At 60.4% G+C, this 17,568-nt stretch carries 14 protein-coding genes and 3 pseudogenes; 12 read left to right on the forward strand and 5 right to left on the reverse strand.

The window, feature by feature from the left end:
* The first annotated feature begins 60 nt into the window (after positions 1-60).
* Positions 61-921 (forward strand): hypothetical protein, encoded by an 861-nt coding sequence (locus ACTG4X_RS36000; protein ID WP_143696858.1) that lies wholly within the window; start codon positions 61-63, stop codon positions 919-921.
* A 1-nt stretch (position 922) separates the two neighbouring features.
* Complete coding sequence (locus tag ACTG4X_RS36005; RefSeq protein ID WP_440534502.1) at positions 923-1,207, forward strand: hypothetical protein; 285 nt, start codon at positions 923-925, stop codon at positions 1,205-1,207.
* 15 nt (positions 1,208-1,222) lie between these two features.
* On the opposite strand, the gene ACTG4X_RS36010 is transcribed toward ACTG4X_RS36005, so the two are convergent.
* Positions 1,223-2,325 (reverse strand): IS3 family transposase gene (locus ACTG4X_RS36010; protein WP_440534503.1). Its coding sequence is split into 2 segments (ribosomal slippage): positions 1,223-2,067 and positions 2,067-2,325, totalling 1,104 coding nucleotides; the frame shifts between segments, so codons are not numbered across the junction.
* A 14-nt stretch (positions 2,326-2,339) separates the two neighbouring features.
* Between ACTG4X_RS36010 and ACTG4X_RS36015 the strand changes: the two genes are divergently transcribed.
* The 8 genes and pseudogenes from ACTG4X_RS36015 (at position 2,340) to ACTG4X_RS36050 (ending at position 14,390) form a co-directional block, all read left to right on the forward strand.
* The gene (locus tag ACTG4X_RS36015; RefSeq protein ID WP_440534504.1) at positions 2,340-9,932 is read left to right on the forward strand and encodes a hypothetical protein; all 7,593 of its coding nucleotides are present in this window, start codon (positions 2,340-2,342) and stop codon (positions 9,930-9,932) included.
* Between the two features lie 374 nt (positions 9,933-10,306).
* On the forward strand, positions 10,307-10,729 hold the full coding sequence (locus tag ACTG4X_RS36020) for a helix-turn-helix domain-containing protein (protein ID WP_440534505.1): 423 nt from the start codon (positions 10,307-10,309) through the stop codon (positions 10,727-10,729).
* 443 nt (positions 10,730-11,172) lie between these two features.
* Positions 11,173-11,310, forward strand: a pseudogene (locus ACTG4X_RS36025) (transposase); the annotation flags it as partial.
* Positions 11,311-11,377: 67 nt separating this feature from the next.
* Positions 11,378-11,569: a hypothetical protein gene (locus ACTG4X_RS36030; RefSeq protein WP_440534692.1), complete on the forward strand. Its 192-nt coding sequence runs from the start codon at positions 11,378-11,380 to the stop codon at positions 11,567-11,569.
* Positions 11,566-11,913: an IS66 family insertion sequence element accessory protein TnpB gene (gene tnpB / locus ACTG4X_RS36035; protein WP_440534506.1), complete on the forward strand. Its 348-nt coding sequence runs from the start codon at positions 11,566-11,568 to the stop codon at positions 11,911-11,913. Before ACTG4X_RS36030 ends, tnpB begins: the two co-directional genes overlap by 4 nt.
* Positions 11,914-11,984: 71 nt before the next feature.
* Entirely contained in the window at positions 11,985-13,550 is a 1,566-nt protein-coding gene (gene tnpC, locus ACTG4X_RS36040; RefSeq protein WP_440534507.1) for an IS66 family transposase, read from the forward strand.
* 2 nt (positions 13,551-13,552) lie between these two features.
* Positions 13,553-14,134: a plasmid pRiA4b ORF-3 family protein gene (locus tag ACTG4X_RS36045; protein WP_440532700.1), complete on the forward strand. Its 582-nt coding sequence runs from the start codon at positions 13,553-13,555 to the stop codon at positions 14,132-14,134.
* A 7-nt stretch (positions 14,135-14,141) separates the two neighbouring features.
* Positions 14,142-14,390 (forward strand): hypothetical protein, encoded by a 249-nt coding sequence (locus tag ACTG4X_RS36050; RefSeq protein ID WP_440532701.1) that lies wholly within the window; start codon positions 14,142-14,144, stop codon positions 14,388-14,390.
* Positions 14,391-14,698: 308 nt separating this feature from the next.
* Here the strand turns inward: ACTG4X_RS36050 and ACTG4X_RS36055 are convergent.
* Positions 14,699-14,860 (reverse strand): annotated as a pseudogene (locus ACTG4X_RS36055) (cupin domain-containing protein); the annotation flags it as partial.
* Positions 14,861-15,418: 558 nt separating this feature from the next.
* Between ACTG4X_RS36055 and ACTG4X_RS36060 the strand changes: the two are divergent.
* Both ACTG4X_RS36060 and ACTG4X_RS36065 read left to right on the forward strand, forming a co-directional pair.
* The gene (locus ACTG4X_RS36060; RefSeq protein WP_257015158.1) at positions 15,419-16,009 is read left to right on the forward strand and encodes a DUF2726 domain-containing protein; all 591 of its coding nucleotides are present in this window, start codon (positions 15,419-15,421) and stop codon (positions 16,007-16,009) included.
* 78 nt (positions 16,010-16,087) lie between these two features.
* Positions 16,088-16,750: an 8-oxoguanine DNA glycosylase OGG fold protein gene (locus tag ACTG4X_RS36065; RefSeq protein WP_097201188.1), complete on the forward strand. Its 663-nt coding sequence runs from the start codon at positions 16,088-16,090 to the stop codon at positions 16,748-16,750.
* 26 nt (positions 16,751-16,776) lie between these two features.
* On the opposite strand, the gene ACTG4X_RS36070 is transcribed toward ACTG4X_RS36065, so the two are convergent.
* The 3 genes and pseudogenes from ACTG4X_RS36070 to ACTG4X_RS36080 form a co-directional block, all read right to left on the reverse strand.
* Positions 16,777-16,947: a hypothetical protein gene (locus ACTG4X_RS36070; RefSeq protein WP_179830573.1), complete on the reverse strand. Its 171-nt coding sequence runs from the start codon at positions 16,945-16,947 to the stop codon at positions 16,777-16,779.
* A gap of 146 nt (positions 16,948-17,093) precedes the next feature.
* Positions 17,094-17,423 (reverse strand): DUF4124 domain-containing protein, encoded by a 330-nt coding sequence (locus ACTG4X_RS36075; protein ID WP_440534693.1) that lies wholly within the window; start codon positions 17,421-17,423, stop codon positions 17,094-17,096.
* A gap of 6 nt (positions 17,424-17,429) precedes the next feature.
* A pseudogene (locus tag ACTG4X_RS36080) lies at positions 17,430-17,495 on the reverse strand (DUF4124 domain-containing protein); the annotation flags it as partial.
* Between the last annotated feature and the right edge of the window lie 73 nt (positions 17,496-17,568).

The following is a 17,568-nucleotide window of genomic DNA, read 5'->3' on the forward strand; positions in this document are numbered from 1 at the left end:
TGATGTCATTTGGAAAACCGTGCGGCACCTCGCGCGCCGCAGTCATCAGGGAAGCGATTCATGCTTGAACTCGGTATAGCCGCTGATCTGATTCGAGGTCTCGCTTGGGCCGTGCGTGCACTCTTTATTGGCCTGATTGTTCTGGCCTTATGGCGAGGCAGGACATGGAAGCTAAAGATCTTCTATGTGGTCGTCACAGTGCTGGCCTTCTTCAGCCCTCAATTTCCTCAGATTGCGCGGGACCGCGAGCACAAGCGGGAGTACGAGAAAGCCAAGGCTGTTTTTGATGAGCGTTGCAAGACAGCGGGCGAGAAGATCTACAAGACGGTCGATGACGTGGAGGGGGTTCTACTTCTCAACCAGCGGCCCAGTGCAAGTAACGCTGACCGCTACGACGCGAATTGGCCCGATGCTGGGTTACCGCAGCAATTCGGCGGCGAAAGCTACATCGCAAATTTCTTGAGATGGGAAAGCAACGACGACGAGCGCCGTCCGAGAGGGGCCCTCAATGATGTCCCTTCCAATCGCCCAGGATATCGCTACGTCGATGCGAAAGGAAAGGATGGAGAGATCCTGCGATACACCCTCAGAAGACGCGACGATCCGGCCTATCCGCATCTTGCAAAGACGGAGCTCGAGAGTCATCCAGCACGCTATGCGGTGTCATTCGCCAATCTGATCAACCCGGAAGATCGAAAGCTATGGGTCGCTGGAACCACGGTGACCGTAACCGACACGCAAACATCAGAGGTTATTGCGCAGGCGACATGGTTTTCGTTCGAACCCAGCCTAGGCCGTAGAGCCGCACACAGTACTCCGTGGGCCTACGCAATCAGTTGTCCTGAGTTGCGTGGTGGAAAGGAGCGCGCACCGACACGGTTCTTTGTAGATCAAGTTCTGAAACCAAAGGGAAGAGATTGAAATGACAACCGAAATTGCAACTTACCTGAAGTACGCAAATCTTCAAATTGCGGCAGAAGCATTTATAGCGCCGAAAGATTCTTCACCTGGAGATACCACATTTCATTCCCTTGGCGTAGATCTTCTTCAAGCAGGCAACGACCACACCAGTAGGTTCACCGAGACGGACGCAGAGTGGTTTGTTGATGACTGGGAGGTGGTGGAGCACATCAGCAACACCACAACAGGTTTCTCTGGTACTTTGTTCAGAGCGTTGAGAGACGACCCTGTGACCTGCTCGGTTTAGTCGAGACAGTTTTTCCTAGAAGACGGCGGGTTGCAGTTCTAGGCGGAGTTCCTGTTTGAACTCTGCCGGGGTCAAGTATTGCAGGCTGCTGTGGGGACGTACCTCGTTGTAGTGATTGCGCCAGGCTTCGATCAGGACGGCGGCTTCGCGGCGCGAGCGGAACCACTCGATGGACAGGCACTCATCACGGAATTTGCCGTTGAAGCTCTCGTCGGTGCCGTTCTGCCAAGGCTTGCCCGGGTCGTTGAGCACGGTGGCGATGCCGGCGTGCGCGATCCACTCCAGGATGGCCTGGCTGACGAACTCGGGCCCGTTGTCCGAGCGCATGAACAGCGGCGCCCCATGCAGGCTCACCAGGCGCGACAACACCTCGATGACGCGCTTGGAGCGAATGGCCCCGGCCACATCGATGGCCAAGCACTCGCGGGTGTATTCGTCCACCACGGTCAGGCATTTGATCTGCTGACCACTGGCCGTGGTGTCGAAGACGAAGTCGTAGGCCCAGACCATGTTGGCCTTGAACGGCGTGTGGATGCGCGGGCGCACCGAGGCGATGCGCTTGCGTGGCCGCTTGCGGGGCACCAGCAGGCCTGCCTGGCGCCACAGGCGATGTGTGCGTGACCAACTCAGCTCGAAGCCGCTGCGACGCAGGAACACGCGAATTCGGCGATAGCCGTAGCGCGGATACTGGGCCGACAGTGCCTTCATCGCCGCGAGCACCGGCGCATCCTTGGCGGGCAGGCGCAGCTCGTAGCTGGGCGTGGCGCGTGACATGCCAATGAGCCCGCAGGCGCGGCGCAGACTCAAGCCCCGTGCGCGCACGAAGGCCAGTTGCTCGCGCCGAGCCAGCGGGCTCACCATTTTTTTGCGTTGATCTCCTTGAGGATCTCGAGGTCCAGGTCTCTCTCGGCAAGGAGCTTCTTCAATCGGCTGTTCTCAAGCTCCAGGGCCTTCAAACGCTTGACGTCGGCGGCTTCCATCTGGCCGAAATGCTTGCGCCAGGCATAGATGGTGGCGTCGCTGACCTTGTGCTTCTTGGCGGACTCTGCCACCGTCGTACGATCTGCTTCGCGCAGGATCGTGACCATTTGCTCTTCTGAAAATCGACTCTTCTTCATGGGCTCCTCTTCGGGTGGGAGCCATCTTCCTAGAAATCAATGTCTCGGAGAAACCGGGCAGGTCACCTGAGCGCGGAATTGTCGCCGGAGAACTGGTGATGTCCTTTCGGAGTACCGAGTTCGTCGATGACGCCGTACGTGACAACCAGGCCACCAACGCGCTGGAGATCAAAGCCAAGGGCTGGGCGTTTGGGCAGATCGCCGATATGGAGGCTTGGTATGCAAATCTGAAGAGCAGTGGGAAGCTCAGTGAGACAGACACTCTGACCGTCACTGGTTACAGCCTCGGTGGTCATCTGGCCACGGCGTTCAATCTGTTGCGCCAAGAAGAGGCCGCTGAGTCCGGTGTACCTAACCCCATCACTGCCACTTATACATTCAATGGCGCGGGCGTCGGGAAGCTCGAAGACGGTGCAAGTCTGCAGGGCGTACTGGATGAATTCACGGCCGTTCGAGACGGCGGTGCGGATGCGCATTTCAAGACCCAGGCCGGGCTTGATTTGTACCGCCAGATCAAAGCGGATCTGAGTCTTCATCCGGATATCTCAAAACTATCTGCTGCTTTGAATGCGGTCAACGAAGCCATCGAACAAGCCAAGCAGTCGTCCCCTGTTGATACGGCTCTTGAAGTATCGGACTACAACTTTCTTGTCGAAGCTTTGACGCGCGCCAGGACTGTCGCAGCTGAAATCGTGCGGGTAGGATCTCTGGAGACATCAGCCGGTGATAAGCCGTTGGACGTGACCTCGGACGATGTGGCTGCCGTTGGTTTGGACTATCAGTTGGCGGTACTTGTTGCGAGCCAGCAAACCGAAGCCTATCCGGTAGCGGGTTTGCCTAGTTTGACGGAGCTCGCCGCCGGTCATTTATCAAGCGATGAATCTGGCTTGGACAACACCGCGCTTGATGAGAGAAACACCGTCAGCTCTCCAATTGAAAATTTCTACGATGTTTACGCAAGCAACTATCCCTCGGCGGTAGCCAACTCGCAGCTCCACTACGGTCAGGCTACGGGGATTATTGTGGAAGATCAGCCGCTGATTCGTGGTGATTATCTGGGCCAAGTGTTCCTTTCTTCAGGTGGAACAATTCCCCAAGACTTCGATCTGAAGTTGCTGGTGAATCAGTACGACTTGAATGATTTCGGTGATACCCACAGCTTGGTGCTGATCGTTGATTCGCTGAGCGTGCAAGATGCGCTCGCAAAGCTCGACCCCAACTTCACATCGGCAAATTTTGTACCGATCCTGCAAGCAGCCAGCAACGGGAAGACGAGCTCACTCTTGCCAACAAATTTGCAGGGATTGGCCGATGGTGACGCGTTGGAGAGATTGGTCAATGCATTGGCACGTATGCTAGGCGTCAGCATCAACTCCCTTAAGGGAAATCCGAATGGCAACACCTGGTTTGAGATCGATGCGGAAGATGGCTACACCGGACGCGAGCAACTGCACGCTGCGTTGAAGAAGATCATCGACGATGAGAAATTCAAGGGTATTCAAGGCGATGTCATTGTTGAGGCTGTGTCTTCGAACATCGCAACCCAAGCGAAGGCTCGTGTGGGCTTCGAGGACATCGCTGCGTTGGAGGTACTGAGTCCTTTCAGAATCACAGCGGCCAGCGAAGCCGGAAAAGCAACTCTGGTCACTGAAGTTTGGAGCAGTGTTGAGTGGAGTGAAAAGTATCAAGCATGGCTGGCCGACAAGACGGCCTTGGCTACAGGCGGGATGGCCAGCACCTACACAGACATGTGGATCCTTGATCGGTCCACACTGTTGGAGGCCATCATTGCACGAAACACCAAGAATGCCACCGAGGTCGTCTACAGCGAGGCGCTGCCGACGGACCGAGCCTACGAACTTCATTGGATTGACGCTGGCGGCGTCGAACAAACGCTGTTCGCAGAAAATGCCGGCCGTGCTGGCGGAGTACTGAAGCCGGTTGCAAGCCAGATCCTCTCCTTTGGAGACGACAACGCCAACACCCTGACTGGTAGTGACATCAACAAACTTGGGGATCACCTCTACGGCGGCGATGGCGCAGACACTCTTTCGGGGCTGGGAGGGAGCGATTACCTGCAAGGCGACGCAGGCGACGACGCTCTCGACGGCGGTACGGGCGGTGACACCCTGGAGGGCGGAGCCGGACAGGATGCGTTGAATGGCCGAGAGGGCAACGACATCCTGAGGGGTGGTACAGGGGCCGACACCTACAATTTCTCAACGGGATGGGGCACCGACTACATCGAAGACTTTGACGGGCTCGGATCCATTGAAGTCGACGGCTTCGGTCGCCTGGACGGCACGGGAACGACACTGGTTGCAGCAGACATCTGGCAGACTGCGGACAAGAAGATCAGCTATGTCCTGGTCCCCGCGGAGGGTGAGCAAAAGGATTTGTACATCACCTTTTCTGATCGCACCGACCTGATCGTTATCCGTGACTGGAGCACCAGCAAAAGCCTCGGCATCACCTTGCCCGACAGCGATCCAGAGGCGCCGGATGGCGTCTCGGAACTGGCTGGGGACATCGTCAAACGGATCAGCGAGGGCAGCTACGTCGCCAGCGAAACCGGCTACGCAAGCGACGGGGAGGAGGAAGACGCCGCGGACATTCTGGTGGGTACCGCGAATGCGGAAATCATTCGCGGCCTCGGCGGCAACGATGGCATCACTGCTGGCGCGGGCGACGATTATGTCGATGGCGGCGATGGCGACGACCTCCTGCTCGCCGGACGGGGCGCCGATACCGTTCTCGGTGGTGCGGGCAATGACCTGATCTTCGGCAGCGCGGCAGGAGGTATTAACAGACCTCTGAATCCGGACTTCACGGCCCCTGTCACGACGGGGGAGGAAGTGGCGCGAGGATTTTCATGGGCCGCGATGCGGACGGCGGTGCCGAGATGGGATAGCGACGTCGCCCGGCTTCGCCACGTGGCGGTGGTTGGCGCCGCGGTGGCTCCCTCTGGAGAAACGACCGGCAACACCATCGACGGTGGAGCAGGCAATGACTACATTGCGGCCGGAGACGGTGCAGACGTCGTGCATGGTGGAGACGATGACGATGACATCGTCGGCATGGGGGGCGCAGACCTGCTCTTCGGTGATGACGGCAGCGACATCATCCTGGGGGATGGGGCCTCCACGGACATCGGCACCTACACCGCGGACGACGCGCACGGCGACGATCTGCTGTCGGGTGGGGCCGGCAGGGACGCACTGGTCGGCCAAGGTGGGTCGGACGTACTGTTGGGGGGAACCGGTGACGATTGGCTTTGGGGCGATGATGACCAGACGCGCCTTCGAGGCGCGCTGCATGGCAACGACTACCTGGACGGGCAAGAGGGCGAAGACCTGCTGGTTGGCGGCGGCCGCGACGACACGCTCTACGGTGGGACGGGCAACGACAAGCTCTGGGGTGATCAAGGCGCTCAAGACAGTCTCGATGAAGCATTGCATGGCAACGACTACCTTGACGGGCAGGACGGCAACGATCAGCTGTTCGGCGGTGGTGGTGACGACACGCTGATCGGTGGAGAGGGCGACGATGTCTTGAGCGGTGACGATGCGACATCGCTGGACGCGCAGGGTGATCTGTCCGGCAACGATGTCATCGATGCCGGCAATGGCAATGACGTCGCATTCGGCGGGCGCGGCAACGATACGATCGATGCAGGCGCCGGCAATGATCAGCTGTCCGGCGGAAGTGATGCGGACGATCTTCGAGGCGGTGCGGGTGCGGACATTCTGTCGGGCGACGACGGAGACGACGTGCTCTACGGGGGCGGCGGCGACGACATGCTGGTGGGTGGCGAGGGAAATGACACCTACCTGTTCGAGCTGGGAGAGGGACTGGACACCGTGTTCGATACCTCGGGCGAGAACGTGCTCAGTTTTGGTTCGGGAATTTCCCGAGACAGCATTCGGATCGAGCAGGCGGCAGGCAGCGAGACCATCGATATCCGCTATTCGGACAACGATGTCATCACCCTGGTGAACGGGGTGAACAGCGGAATCGAGACCCTGATGTTTGCCGATGGCACCAGTGTTTCGTTCGCCGAGCTGATCGGCCCCACCTCGACCACACCCCTGACCTTGGCGGGTGGCGTCGGCGATGAGACTCTTGCGGGCATGGGCGGGAACGACCGCATCGACGCGAACAGCGGCAACGATCGCTTGCTGGGCGGATACGGTGACGATCTGCTGAATGGCGAGCGCGGCGACGACACCCTCATCGGGGGTGTCGGCAACGATACCCTGAGCGGAGGTGACGGCCAGGACACCTATCGTTTCAGCCAGGGAGATGGCGTCGACACCGTCGTCGAACTAGATCGCACCAATGTCCTTGTGTTGGAGACCGCTGTCTCCCTCGCGGACATCTTGGTGACGGAAAGCACTTTGGATGGCGCACCGATCGTACGCATCGACTACGGGTCGTCTGGCGACGCCGTGTTCGTGCCAGGAACACTGGGGACGTGGGCATTCAACCGTGTGGTCGTGAACGGCGTCAGCATGGCCACCGAGGATTTTCTTGCGCAGGTGGTCGCGCAGCAGCGAAACGAAACGGGGACCGTGGGTGACGACGTCATCGTGGGCGGCAAGCTGATCGACGTTTTGTCGGGTGGAGCCGGCGATGACACGGTGGCGGCGGGAGCCGCAGCGGATACGCTGGATGGCGGCGACGGCAACGACCTGCTCAAAGGCGGGGCAGGAGAGGACCGGTATCTCTGGTCCGGTGGGCATGACCGCATCGTGGACGTCGACAACGGCGGAATCATCGCGTTGAGCGAGGGCAGCACTGCAGCCGACTTGACGATGCGCCGGGATGGGGATCACCTGGTCCTGGGCCTGGCTGGAACGAATGATCGCCTCGTTATCGAAGACTATTTCAAGCAGCCGGCAGCCTGGTCGATCTCGAGCGATGGCACGTCTACATCGCTGCAGGACTTGTATGAGGCCTCGCTTCCCGAGAATCCATCCATGGCGGATGCGGTGGCTCTCGCAATGGCGCAATTCAAAGAGGTGATTCGCGACAAGACCATCCGCGACGAGTTTGGTTCTTCCTATGCCGTGAATTCGGACGGCAGCGTGTCTCATTCCGAAGCCAACAATGACGGCGGCATCAACGAGTACCTGATGCAATTTGCCGAATTCACGACGCAGACGAGCGACTGGCAGATCGTGTCGATGGCCAGCCGAAGCTTGGACTCATCGCTCACGGCGAGCAGGCAGATTCAAAGTACGGTCACGAGCGTCGAGACGTATGCGTATCAACCGTCGGCCGTGACAGGCCGCATGCTGTCGATTGAAGATCTGGTCTCGGGAACGGGATTTTCCGTTCTGACTGGTGGCGTAGTGCAGTACGTGCCAGTTTATGGTTCTTCCGATTCGACAGAAGGAGGCTCGAACAGTGGATCAGAAATCATCGGGTACCTGCCCGTGTACAACCCGCCAACGCAATGGCGTGAGAGCACCGTGACGTATGAGGTGACCCGCACCGTCAATGATTACCAGATCGTTCAAACGATCGATATCGAGACGATAGAAGCAGGAGAGGAAGACAACCTCATACAGATCGATCCGAACAATCCGCGTGTCTTGATCGATGCTGGCGACGGCAACGACACCGTGGAGATGCTGCCGGAGGCCCCCGTGGGGGACAGAGGCATCAATGCGGAACGGTACGGCTCGCCGTGGGACGAGGACCCCGGCATGGCCGGTTTGCTTCGAGAACGTGCCGGCAGCTTCCTCTATGGAAACGCCGGTGATGACGATCTGTCCGGCACCATCTTCGATGACGAGCTGATCGGGGGAACCGGCAACGACACGTTGCGCGGCGGGGCGGGCTCGGACGTGTACAGGATCATCGCAAGTGACACGGGCGAAGATTTCATCCTCGATGCTGGGGGGATGTTCACCAACGCCGTCAACGACGAGTACGTGCTCACAGACGAAGACCGGCGACGGCTGGAGGATGCCGGGTACTCGGGTTATCAAAACCTTCCTCTCTCGAGCAACCTCGCCACGTTGCTGTGGAGCAGCGATATCGACATCCTGAGCATGTATCCCGATTTCTGGGCTTTCAGCGAGGTGTACTTCCAGAATGTGGCCGACTCCGGAACCCTCGATTTCGCGGATTTTCCGAATCCGAACCAGTCCGACACGCTGCGCGCGCTGGCGGATGCGAAGCTCATCTCGTGGGATAGCGTCGTCTTTGACGCGGGAATCACCGCGGACAGCCTGCGGTTTTCCTGGAGCCAGATCATGACGGAAACCGGGCTGCATGCGGTGTTACACATCGCATGGGCTGATGAAGGTGGCATCCAGGTGGTGCTGGCCAACTCGGACGATGCCATCGGCTTCGGGGTTGAGGAGTTTCAATTCTCCACAGGCCCGGCTTTATCGATGTCGGACATGCTCACTTTGGCACAAGCGAGTGGCGCCGTTCAGCCTGATCTCTCGCCTCAGCGTGCAGACAACGTGATTGACGCAACCGGGGGCGGCTCGATCGAGTCCGGCGAGCTTCTAGGAATGGGGGGCAATGACGCGATCACGGGTGACGATGTGTCCAACGTGCTCAGAGGCGGCACTGGCGACGATGTGCTTGGAGGAGGCGACGGTGACGACCAACTCTGGGGTGACAGCGGTGGCGACACGCTCTGGGGCGGTGCGGGCAACGACAGTTTGAACGGCGGAAGCGGAAACGACATCCTGGTAGGAGGTGTTGGAAAAGACCGCCTGAGCGTGTCGCGTGGTGACGACGTCTATCGGTATGCATTCGGCGACGGAGAAGACGTGATCGCGGGTGGCGCAAGTGCCGAACCGGGTCTCAACATTCTCGAGTTCGGCCCTGGTATCTCTTCCGAGGATGTCGTTGTCCGGATCAACGACATGAACAACTCAGGCAGCTTGACGCTGCTGTTGTCCGACGGCGGGAGTGTGACTCTGGAGAATGACGTCACTGTCATCGACGAGGTCCGGTTCTCCGATGGTGTGACGTGGAGTGCGGACGACCTGATGGCGCGGACGTGGACGCCAACGCAGGGCGACGACCAATTCTTCGGAACTGCTTCGGCCAATACCTGGCAAGGGCTGGGAGGGGATGACCTCATGGTGGGGCTTACAGGCCGCGATACGCTGGACGGCGGCGAGGGTGCTGACATCCTGGATGGCGGTGACGATGCAGATGTGCTGATCGGCGGGCAAGGCAATGACCAGTTGACGGGCGGATTCGGCAAAGACACCTATGTGTTCTCCGGCGAGTTTGGTCAGGACCGGGTGTCTGCCGAGTTCTACTTCGTTTCAGTGGATCCCGCGAATCACGATACGGCCGCATTCACCGACGTGTACTCGGATCAGCTATGGTTTGAGTCAGAATCCGGCGGGCTGAAGGTCTCCGTGATCGGTACAGACAAGAGTGTTTTCTTTGGGAGCGTCGATGCACTGGAGAAAATCCAGACCATGGATGGCAAGACCTTGTTGGGTACCAATGTCAACAATCTCGTCGAAGCGATGGCTGCGTTCTCGCCACCTGCGGCGGGGCAGACGACGCTGCCGTCCAGCTATCAGCTTAGCTTGGATAGTGTGATTGCTGCCAACTGGTATTAGTGCGGTCGTGCAGTGCATCGGGATTACATCGCTTCGGCTTCGCCCGAACGTCCTGTGATGTGCTCTACAGACCTCAGAATCTCAGCCACCAGCACTGCACGAGGTTGAAAAAGGCGGAAATACAACTTCGCATCCAAATCAAATGAGGAGCCCGCTTCCTCCGCATAACAGACGCGGGCTATATGCTGCGCCGCTGGTCAGGGTGCGTGGATCCACGGTCCGGCAGGGGCACATCGAGGCGCTCTGATTCCAACCCAGACAGCGTGCGCATCGAATGTTGAATATATTGCACATCAATCTGCGCCAATGGCAAAATCTTCAGTATGTCCACTCTCCACGAAATCGGCAGTGCAGTTCGCGCTCGCAGAACGGAGATGGGCCTCACCCAAGATCTTCTTGCCCGCATCAGCGGACTATCACGCTCGACCGTCAACGCCGTGGAGAGGCAGTCCATCAGCAATCTCAGCATCGCGAAGGCTGTGGCTCTGCTGGAATCTATCGGCCTGTCGATGAACGTCACGGTGAACCGGTCGGCGATGTCACCTTTTCGCAAGAGCGCGCCCTTAAGCAGATCGGCGCTGGAGCGCGCCGCGGCCACGGCCAGCGTGAGCTTTGAGCACGCGATGAATGCCAAGCAACTCGAGGTGGCGCTTCTCACGGGGGAGGCGCCGGTGTCGTTGCTCGCAAAGGTAGTGGATCAAATTCACATCGAGAAAGCTATGCCGAGGGCGCAGGTCTGGAACCAGATGCGCAACCTGGCACATGAGCTGCAGTGCTACAGGCTTTTGTGGCAGTGACGAAGGTCGACTTCTCGCGCGACGGGCCGTGGCGCAGCGCCATAAGCCCTGGGTATCGGGAAGGGCTAAGTCTCCAGTTGCGGTAAGGCGCAGCAAGTAGGGCCTGTGGCTACCGGTGGTTCAAGTCGAGGTTTCTGCTGGCGGCCTGGCAAGACGCCCCACGACATCGCCCTTGGACTCGCTGCCCAGGACTGAAAGTCCGCGAAGCTGTCATTGATGAACTTCAGCAATCAGTCTGAAACGGGCATCGAAGACCACGGCCCACGACAGCCTTGGCCAGCACCCTACTAAACTCGCAGTTGCTTGATCAGCTGATCAGCTGATCAGCTTGCGATAACGGTAAGCGGTGCCCCAGGGCCCTCTGTTCAGATCGCCAGGCGATGAGCACGATCGTCTGATCGAGCGCACCTGCGATGGTGTGCATCAAGGCGGTAATGCACATCATGAACGATCGAGTCACTCGAGGCGCCCGTGGGCGGCGCGAACATAGCCCGGAGCTGAAGCGCGAGTTGGTTGCGCGAAGCCTGCTGCCTGGCGCGTCCGTGTCGGCAATCGCGTTGGACGCCGGCATCAACGCGAATCTTTTGTTCACGTGGCGCCGCGCGCAGCGCAATTCGGCAGGGCAAACCCCCGGGGCCGTCAACGCCCGTGCTGCTGCCGGTATCGATCGAGGCGCCGCAAGAAGTCGATGTCGTCGCGCCCACACCGGCGCCACCGGCGGGCCGCCCCGCAACCGGCACGATCGAGATCGACATCGGAGGCTCTCGTGTGCGCCTTCGCGGTGTCGTCGATGACGCGACCGTCCGCTGCGTTCTGCAGTCGCTGCGCGGCGCCGCATGATCGGCGCGCCGGCCAACACGCGCGTGTGGATCGTCGCTGGCCACACCGACATGCGCAAGGGCTTCGACGGCCTGGCCGCGATGGCGCAGACCGCTCTCGCGGCCAATCCGTTCTGCGGTCACGTCTTCGTCTTCCGCGGTCGACGCGGCGACATCCTCAAGGTGCTGTGGTTCGACGGCCAGGGGCTGATGTTGCTGTCCAAGCGGCTGGAACGCGGTCGCTTCGTCTGGCCGCAGGCGACGTCTGGCAGCGTGTCGCTGACGCCCGCGCAGTTGTCGATGCTGCTCGAAGGCATCGACTGGCGCATGCCGATGCGCACGCACGAGCCGGAACTCGCTGCCTGAATCACTGTATGAACTCGGCTCGGGGATGGCCCCGATGTCGAGGCCTGTTGAGCCGGGCACAGTAGAGCCCTGTGACGACCACTTCGAACCCGCCCCAGACTGTCGATTCGCTGCTGCGCGTCGTCGAGGCGTACGAGGCGGAAGTGGCGCTACTCAAGTTGATGATCGACAAGCTCAAGCTGCAGGTACTGCGGCGCGATCGTGCCCGGTTCGGAGCTTCCAGCGAACAACTGGACAGCCCTCAGATCGCCCTGATCGAAGGCCAACCACTGGATGAACTTCCGGGCTCCAAGACGCCCCCGAAGAAGGACGCTGCCAACACGCCAGAGCCCGATCGCAAGTTGCCGGCGCACCTGCCGCGCGACACAAAGACCTATCGCCCCGAGACGACCTCCGACCACCATGATGCGAACGGTCAGCAATGCGGCTGCATCGCTTGCGGTGGCCGACTGCGCCTCATCGGTCAGGACGTCTCCGAGCAACTCGAGTACGTTCCCGCGCACTTCAAGGCGATCCGCCATGTCCGGCCGAAGCTCGCGTGCGTGGCCTGCGAGACGATCTTCCAGGCCGCCGCGCCGAGCCGGCCGATCGCGCGTGGCGTCGCCGGGCCGGGGCTCCTTGCGCATGTCATGGTCTCGAAGTATTGCGACCACATTCCCCTGTGCCGGCAGAGCGGCATCTACGCTCGCGACGGCGTGTTCATCGATCGCTCCACGATGCTCGGATGGGTCGACCAGGGCGACGAATTGCTTGACCCGCTGGTGGCCGCACTCGGGCGCTACGCGCTGGCGGGTGCGAAGGTGCATGCCGACGACACGCCGGTGGGCGTCCTCGACCCGGGGCGCGGGCGCACCAAGACAGGACGGCTGTGGGTCTACGTGCGAGACGATCGCCCGGCCGCGAGCCAGGATGCACCGGCTGTCTGGTTCCAATACTCGCCTGATCGCAAGGGCGAGCATCCGCAGACGCACCTCAAGAACTTTACTGGCATTCTGCAGGCCGATGCCTACGGCGGCTGGGGCAAGCTATACGGCAGTGGCCGCGTCACGGAAGCTGCTTGCTGGGCTCACGCGAGACGACCGTGGTGGGATCTGCACCTGAGTCTGGGACGAGCGCCGGGCTCGGTGGCCGAGCAGGCGCTCAAGCGCATCGCTGCCTTGTACGCGGTCGAGGCCGACATCCGTGGCCAGCCGCCCGGCGAGCGACGACGACAGCGCCAGGCACGCGCAGGCCCGTTGCTCGACGAGTTGCACGCCTGGCTGAGCGCCATGGTGGGCCGCGTGTCGGCGAAGTCGGAGATCGCCGCCGCCATCGGCTACTCGCTCACACGCTGGAAGGCGCTGACGCGCTACGTCGACGACGGCCGCATCGAGATCGATAACAATGCCGCCGAGCGCGCGCTGCGCGGCGTCAGCCTCGGCCGCAAGAACTACCTCTTTATGGGGTCGGACGCGGGAGGCGAACGCGCTGCGGCGATCTATAGCCTTGTGGAGACGGCCAAGCTCAACGGGATCGATCCCGAGGCCTATCTGCGCGATGTGCTGACGTGCATCGCCGACCATCCCATCAACCGCATCGACGAGTTGCTGCCGTGGAACATCGGCCGACGCGCCGACGATCAACGAGAAGCAGCCTGAGCATGGCGACCAAGGTACATCGGATCAAGACGTCCCCGGAAATCCTCCAACTGCACATCGAGTTGCGCGGCACGAAGCCCAAGGTCTGGCGCCGCGTGCTGGTGCCCGAGACGATCACGTTGCTCAAGCTTCACCTGGTCATCCAGGCCGCGTTCGGATGGGGCCACTCGCACCTGCACGAGTTCATCGCCGGCGACGGCGAGCGCTATGGAACGCCCGATCCGATGTACGACGATCCTGGCGCGATCACCAGCGAGAGCACGCGACTGACCACCGCCCTGAACCGGTCGACGCTGAGCTACGTCTACGACTTCGGGGACTACTGGGACCACCGCATCAAGGTCGAGAAGAAGCTCGCACCGGATCCGCTGCTGCCCCTGCCGTTCTGCGTCGGCGGCGCCTGCGCGACGCCGCCCGAGGACTGCGGCGGCATTCCAGGCTATGCCGACTTCGTCCAGGCCATGGCCGATCCCGATGACCCGGAGCACGAGAACTTGGCCGAATGGATCGGCGTAAAGACCTGGGATCCCAAGGCATTCGATTCCACCGAGGCCAACGACCGCCTGGCCGCGATCAAGCTCTGACGCTGCCATGGCGCGATCGACGAGGAACATCGAGACGTTGATCGCCGATGGCGGTGACATCAACATCGGCGCGCTGCCGCCTCACGAGTGCGCTGCCACAGCGGCCGACGGCAGCAGCTGCCTGGCCATGCTCGTGCGCCGTGATGGCGAGACCTTCAATGCGCTGCTCAAGCGCCTGGACAAGGCGATCGGGATGGCTTGGTCGGACGACCTCTTCATCGATGAAGTCAACGACGGCGAGAGCGATCTGCTGTAGTCGCTACGAGGTCCGATCGTCAAGAGGGCCTTGGGCCCTCGCTTACCCTTCTGCGCGAACGAAGCTATCTCTTCGGCGGGATGACCGATGCGGTGCTCGAAGCGGGCTTCAATGCCGTTCCTGGCCAGTAAAGCGCGCACGGGCTCGAGCACCACCCGCGCATCGTCTTCATAGTACTTTCTCGCGCATGCTGTGAGAGAAAACCGGAGCGAAGCAAGGTTCCGGAGGAAGGTCGCTCACGAGCATCGACGCCAGCGCCTTCAACAATGCAAGCGAGCATCGGTCGGGACCACGCCCGATGTCCAACCTCACTCGCGCAGCGTGAAAACCACCGAGATATACGAAACAGGCCCCGAATGAATGGTGTCGATGCCATGCTGCGCCGTCGCATCGAACAGCAGCGAGTCCCCTGCCCTCACCTCGACCGTCTTGCCAGCATAGCGGTAGCTGACCTCCCCGGACAGGAAGTACGCGAGGTCGCGGAAGACATCTTCAACGCATTGTCCAAGCTTGGTGACAAAGTACGAGCCCAGTTACTGCTCCTCGCACGTAAGTTCAGCGATGACCTTCTTGAGAAGGGGCATGCATTTCGCCTGGCTTACCTCGAACAGGTCGCGGGCGACCCCGGTGATGCACTGCACTACTATCTCATTGACTTCGACACTGCAGAGAACGTCCCCGACGCCGGTGTGAAGAACGCTAAGTTGCTTTGGGCGCGGTCCGATGACCTGGATCAAGTGCAGCAGTTCGTCGACAAGCTCCAAGAAAAGGTGAAGACCTCAAGCCACACCGACGTGGTTCAGCAGCTCCTGACGGATGCGAAGGCGCGACTTGCAAGCTTGAACAAGCGCAACCAGTTCGAGCGGACGGCCGTGAGCCGCTGGCCATCGCTGACCGCACCTGCACGAAAGCTGCTCAGCGTGTTCGCCAGCATCAAAAGCTACAACGGACTGGCCGAGGTGGCCGAGTACGCCGGCATGGACCTAACGTGGGCCGGACGGCACTACGACAAGCTGGTCGAACTCGGGATGCTCTTGGTCACGGAAAAGACCTTCCGCATCAATCCGCACATCGCGCCACTGCTTGAACGCGAGTCCCAGCATGCGGTGCTCGGCAGGATTGTTCGCTCTCAGGGCACCAGTGCGGTCAAACAGGTGTTCAATAGCCAGCGCGAGTTCACCATCTACCAAGTACTAGTGCAGCTGTGCCCAAATCATCTCGTGTTTCCGAACTGCTCACTACAGAGCGTTATGAGCTACGAGCGCATGAAGGAGCTGGTAAACGAGGACGACTTTGGCTACTACCTGCGAGCGAGTGTAGACATCGTCGTCGTGTCTTCGACTACATACCTGCCCATGTTGGCCATCGAAGTCGATTCGGTCTGGCACGACACGGAGCGCCAGCAGCGCAATGATGGAAAGAAGGACCGGCTGTTCGCGGCAGCCGGCATTCCGTTCATGCGCCTTCGGCCAGTCGGCAGCCCGTCCGAGAACACTATCCGTGCCCAGGTAGCTGAGCATGTTGACGAGTTGGTACGGAGCTTGCGCGCCGATCTTCCTGGGTACGACCAAGCGCGTGGGTTGCTGCAGGACCTGTCGGGTGTTGGACTACTACGCTGAGAAAGGTCCACGGCCATTGGGGCTGATTCGTTGATAACTGAAGCTTGAACGTGAAAGATATAAGGAGACCGTCAGCCCATGATCGCCGCCGAGCACGACAACCTCATCCGGACGCTCAACGTTGATGAACACCGCACGGTCATTCACTACGCGCCCTGGGTACAGACCTTCAAAGGCGCATCGCACTTGCTGGAGATGATCGACGCCATCAAGGACGGCCTTGGCGACAGCTGGACGCGGTCGGACCTGACCAAATACTACGCCAGAGCGGATGTCGCCAGTGAGCAGAAGTTCGTCGCAGCCATGGTGTGGGGCCACGAGGCGGCGGCCGAAGGGCGACGGGACAACCGCGGTCCATGGAAGGTCGCTACGATGTTCAAGGATGCGGTGATGCTGAAGGAGACCCTTAGGGGCATGGATGTCGCAAGCGACCTGGGCATCGAAGCCGCGTACAAGCGGTTCAAGGACATCCCCCGCTGCGGGACCAGCTTCCTGACGAAGCACCTCTATTTCCTCGGGAAGGCCGACGGCGGGCATCGCTATCCGCTCATCTTCGACAACCGGGTCGCCGCCGGTCTTCTCAAGCTGCAGGTCACCAATCCCTTGGTCTTCGACATGGTCGACGTCGGCGTGGCGCGCACGCCGCGCGCCTATCTTGCCTACCTCCGGCTAGCCAGACAGGTAGCGGACCGTGCCCAATGCGAGATGGACCAAGTGGAGTATTTCCTCTTCACCCACTAGAAAGGGCTGCATCATGGGCGCGGTCCTTAACCGATGGTGAAAGTGAAGCGATCGTCGGACGTCTCATGCGCCTGGTGGCCACTCATCGCGGTAAGGGCCAATCGTGCTGACAACTGCACCGAGTCTGAAGCGGCCATGTTGGACAGCAAGATATTCGCCCACTTGAGGCCGACATCCTTCAGCCAGTCAACGGGCATAGGCTGACTGTCCTCAGCTATCGACAATGGTGGTTGTCAGGAACTGAACTCACCATAACTTCGCCGCCGCAAATGCCAATGTAGCGATACGGTGCAGTTATCGCTACATTGCCATCGCAGCGTTGCGCATGGCCAGACCTGACAGATCAGCACTTGAGATCGAAGAATCTCTTGCGAGTTTGATACAGCCGTACTTCTTCCTCTGCTCGCGCCTTGGCGTCCGGACTGCCGCTTCCACCTTCGAGCATAGGCAACTGGCGGTCAAGCCGCGCGCATTCCGCTTGATCCTGTGGCGGCAGCCGCACTCGACGCCGCAATACGTCCATCTCGCCGCGCGACTTCCCGGTCAACGGCTTCAGAGCATCGTCGAACGCGTTGTTCGTCTCTGCGCGCCGCACTTCTGGTCCCTTGCGAGACTGTCCCGACATCTTGTCCACACCTTGATTCGGCGTTGCATCGATGATCTTCGCGCCCACGCAGGGAGAATCCGAATAGGCGACGCGGCCATTCGTCTCGCAGCGGTAGACCGGTGGCGCCGCTGATGCCATGCAAGAGGCAAAGAGACATGAGAGGGCGACTAGGGCGTGTTAACACTAATTGAGCCAACCATGAGGGATGCGA

The sequence above is a fragment of the Variovorax sp. YR566 genome, assembly GCF_051992195.1.
Classification (GTDB): Bacteria; Pseudomonadota; Gammaproteobacteria; order Burkholderiales; family Burkholderiaceae_C; genus Variovorax.

Coding starts and splice junctions, on each gene's coding strand:
- ACTG4X_RS36000 (WP_143696858.1), top strand. CDS start 61: ATGCTTGAACTCGGTATAGCCGCTGATCTGATTCGAGGTCTCGCTTGG.
- ACTG4X_RS36045 (WP_440532700.1), top strand. CDS start 13,553: ATGGCGACCAAGGTACATCGGATCAAGACGTCCCCGGAAATCCTCCAA.
- ACTG4X_RS36070 (WP_179830573.1), bottom strand. CDS start 16,947: ATGCCCGTTGACTGGCTGAAGGATGTCGGCCTCAAGTGGGCGAATATC.
- ACTG4X_RS36060 (WP_257015158.1), top strand. CDS start 15,419: ATGCTCTTGGTCACGGAAAAGACCTTCCGCATCAATCCGCACATCGCG.
- ACTG4X_RS36050 (WP_440532701.1), top strand. CDS start 14,142: ATGGCGCGATCGACGAGGAACATCGAGACGTTGATCGCCGATGGCGGT.
- tnpB (WP_440534506.1), top strand. CDS start 11,566: ATGATCGGCGCGCCGGCCAACACGCGCGTGTGGATCGTCGCTGGCCAC.
- ACTG4X_RS36005 (WP_440534502.1), top strand. CDS start 923: ATGACAACCGAAATTGCAACTTACCTGAAGTACGCAAATCTTCAAATT.
- ACTG4X_RS36020 (WP_440534505.1), top strand. CDS start 10,307: ATGGGCCTCACCCAAGATCTTCTTGCCCGCATCAGCGGACTATCACGC.
- ACTG4X_RS36065 (WP_097201188.1), top strand. CDS start 16,088: ATGATCGCCGCCGAGCACGACAACCTCATCCGGACGCTCAACGTTGAT.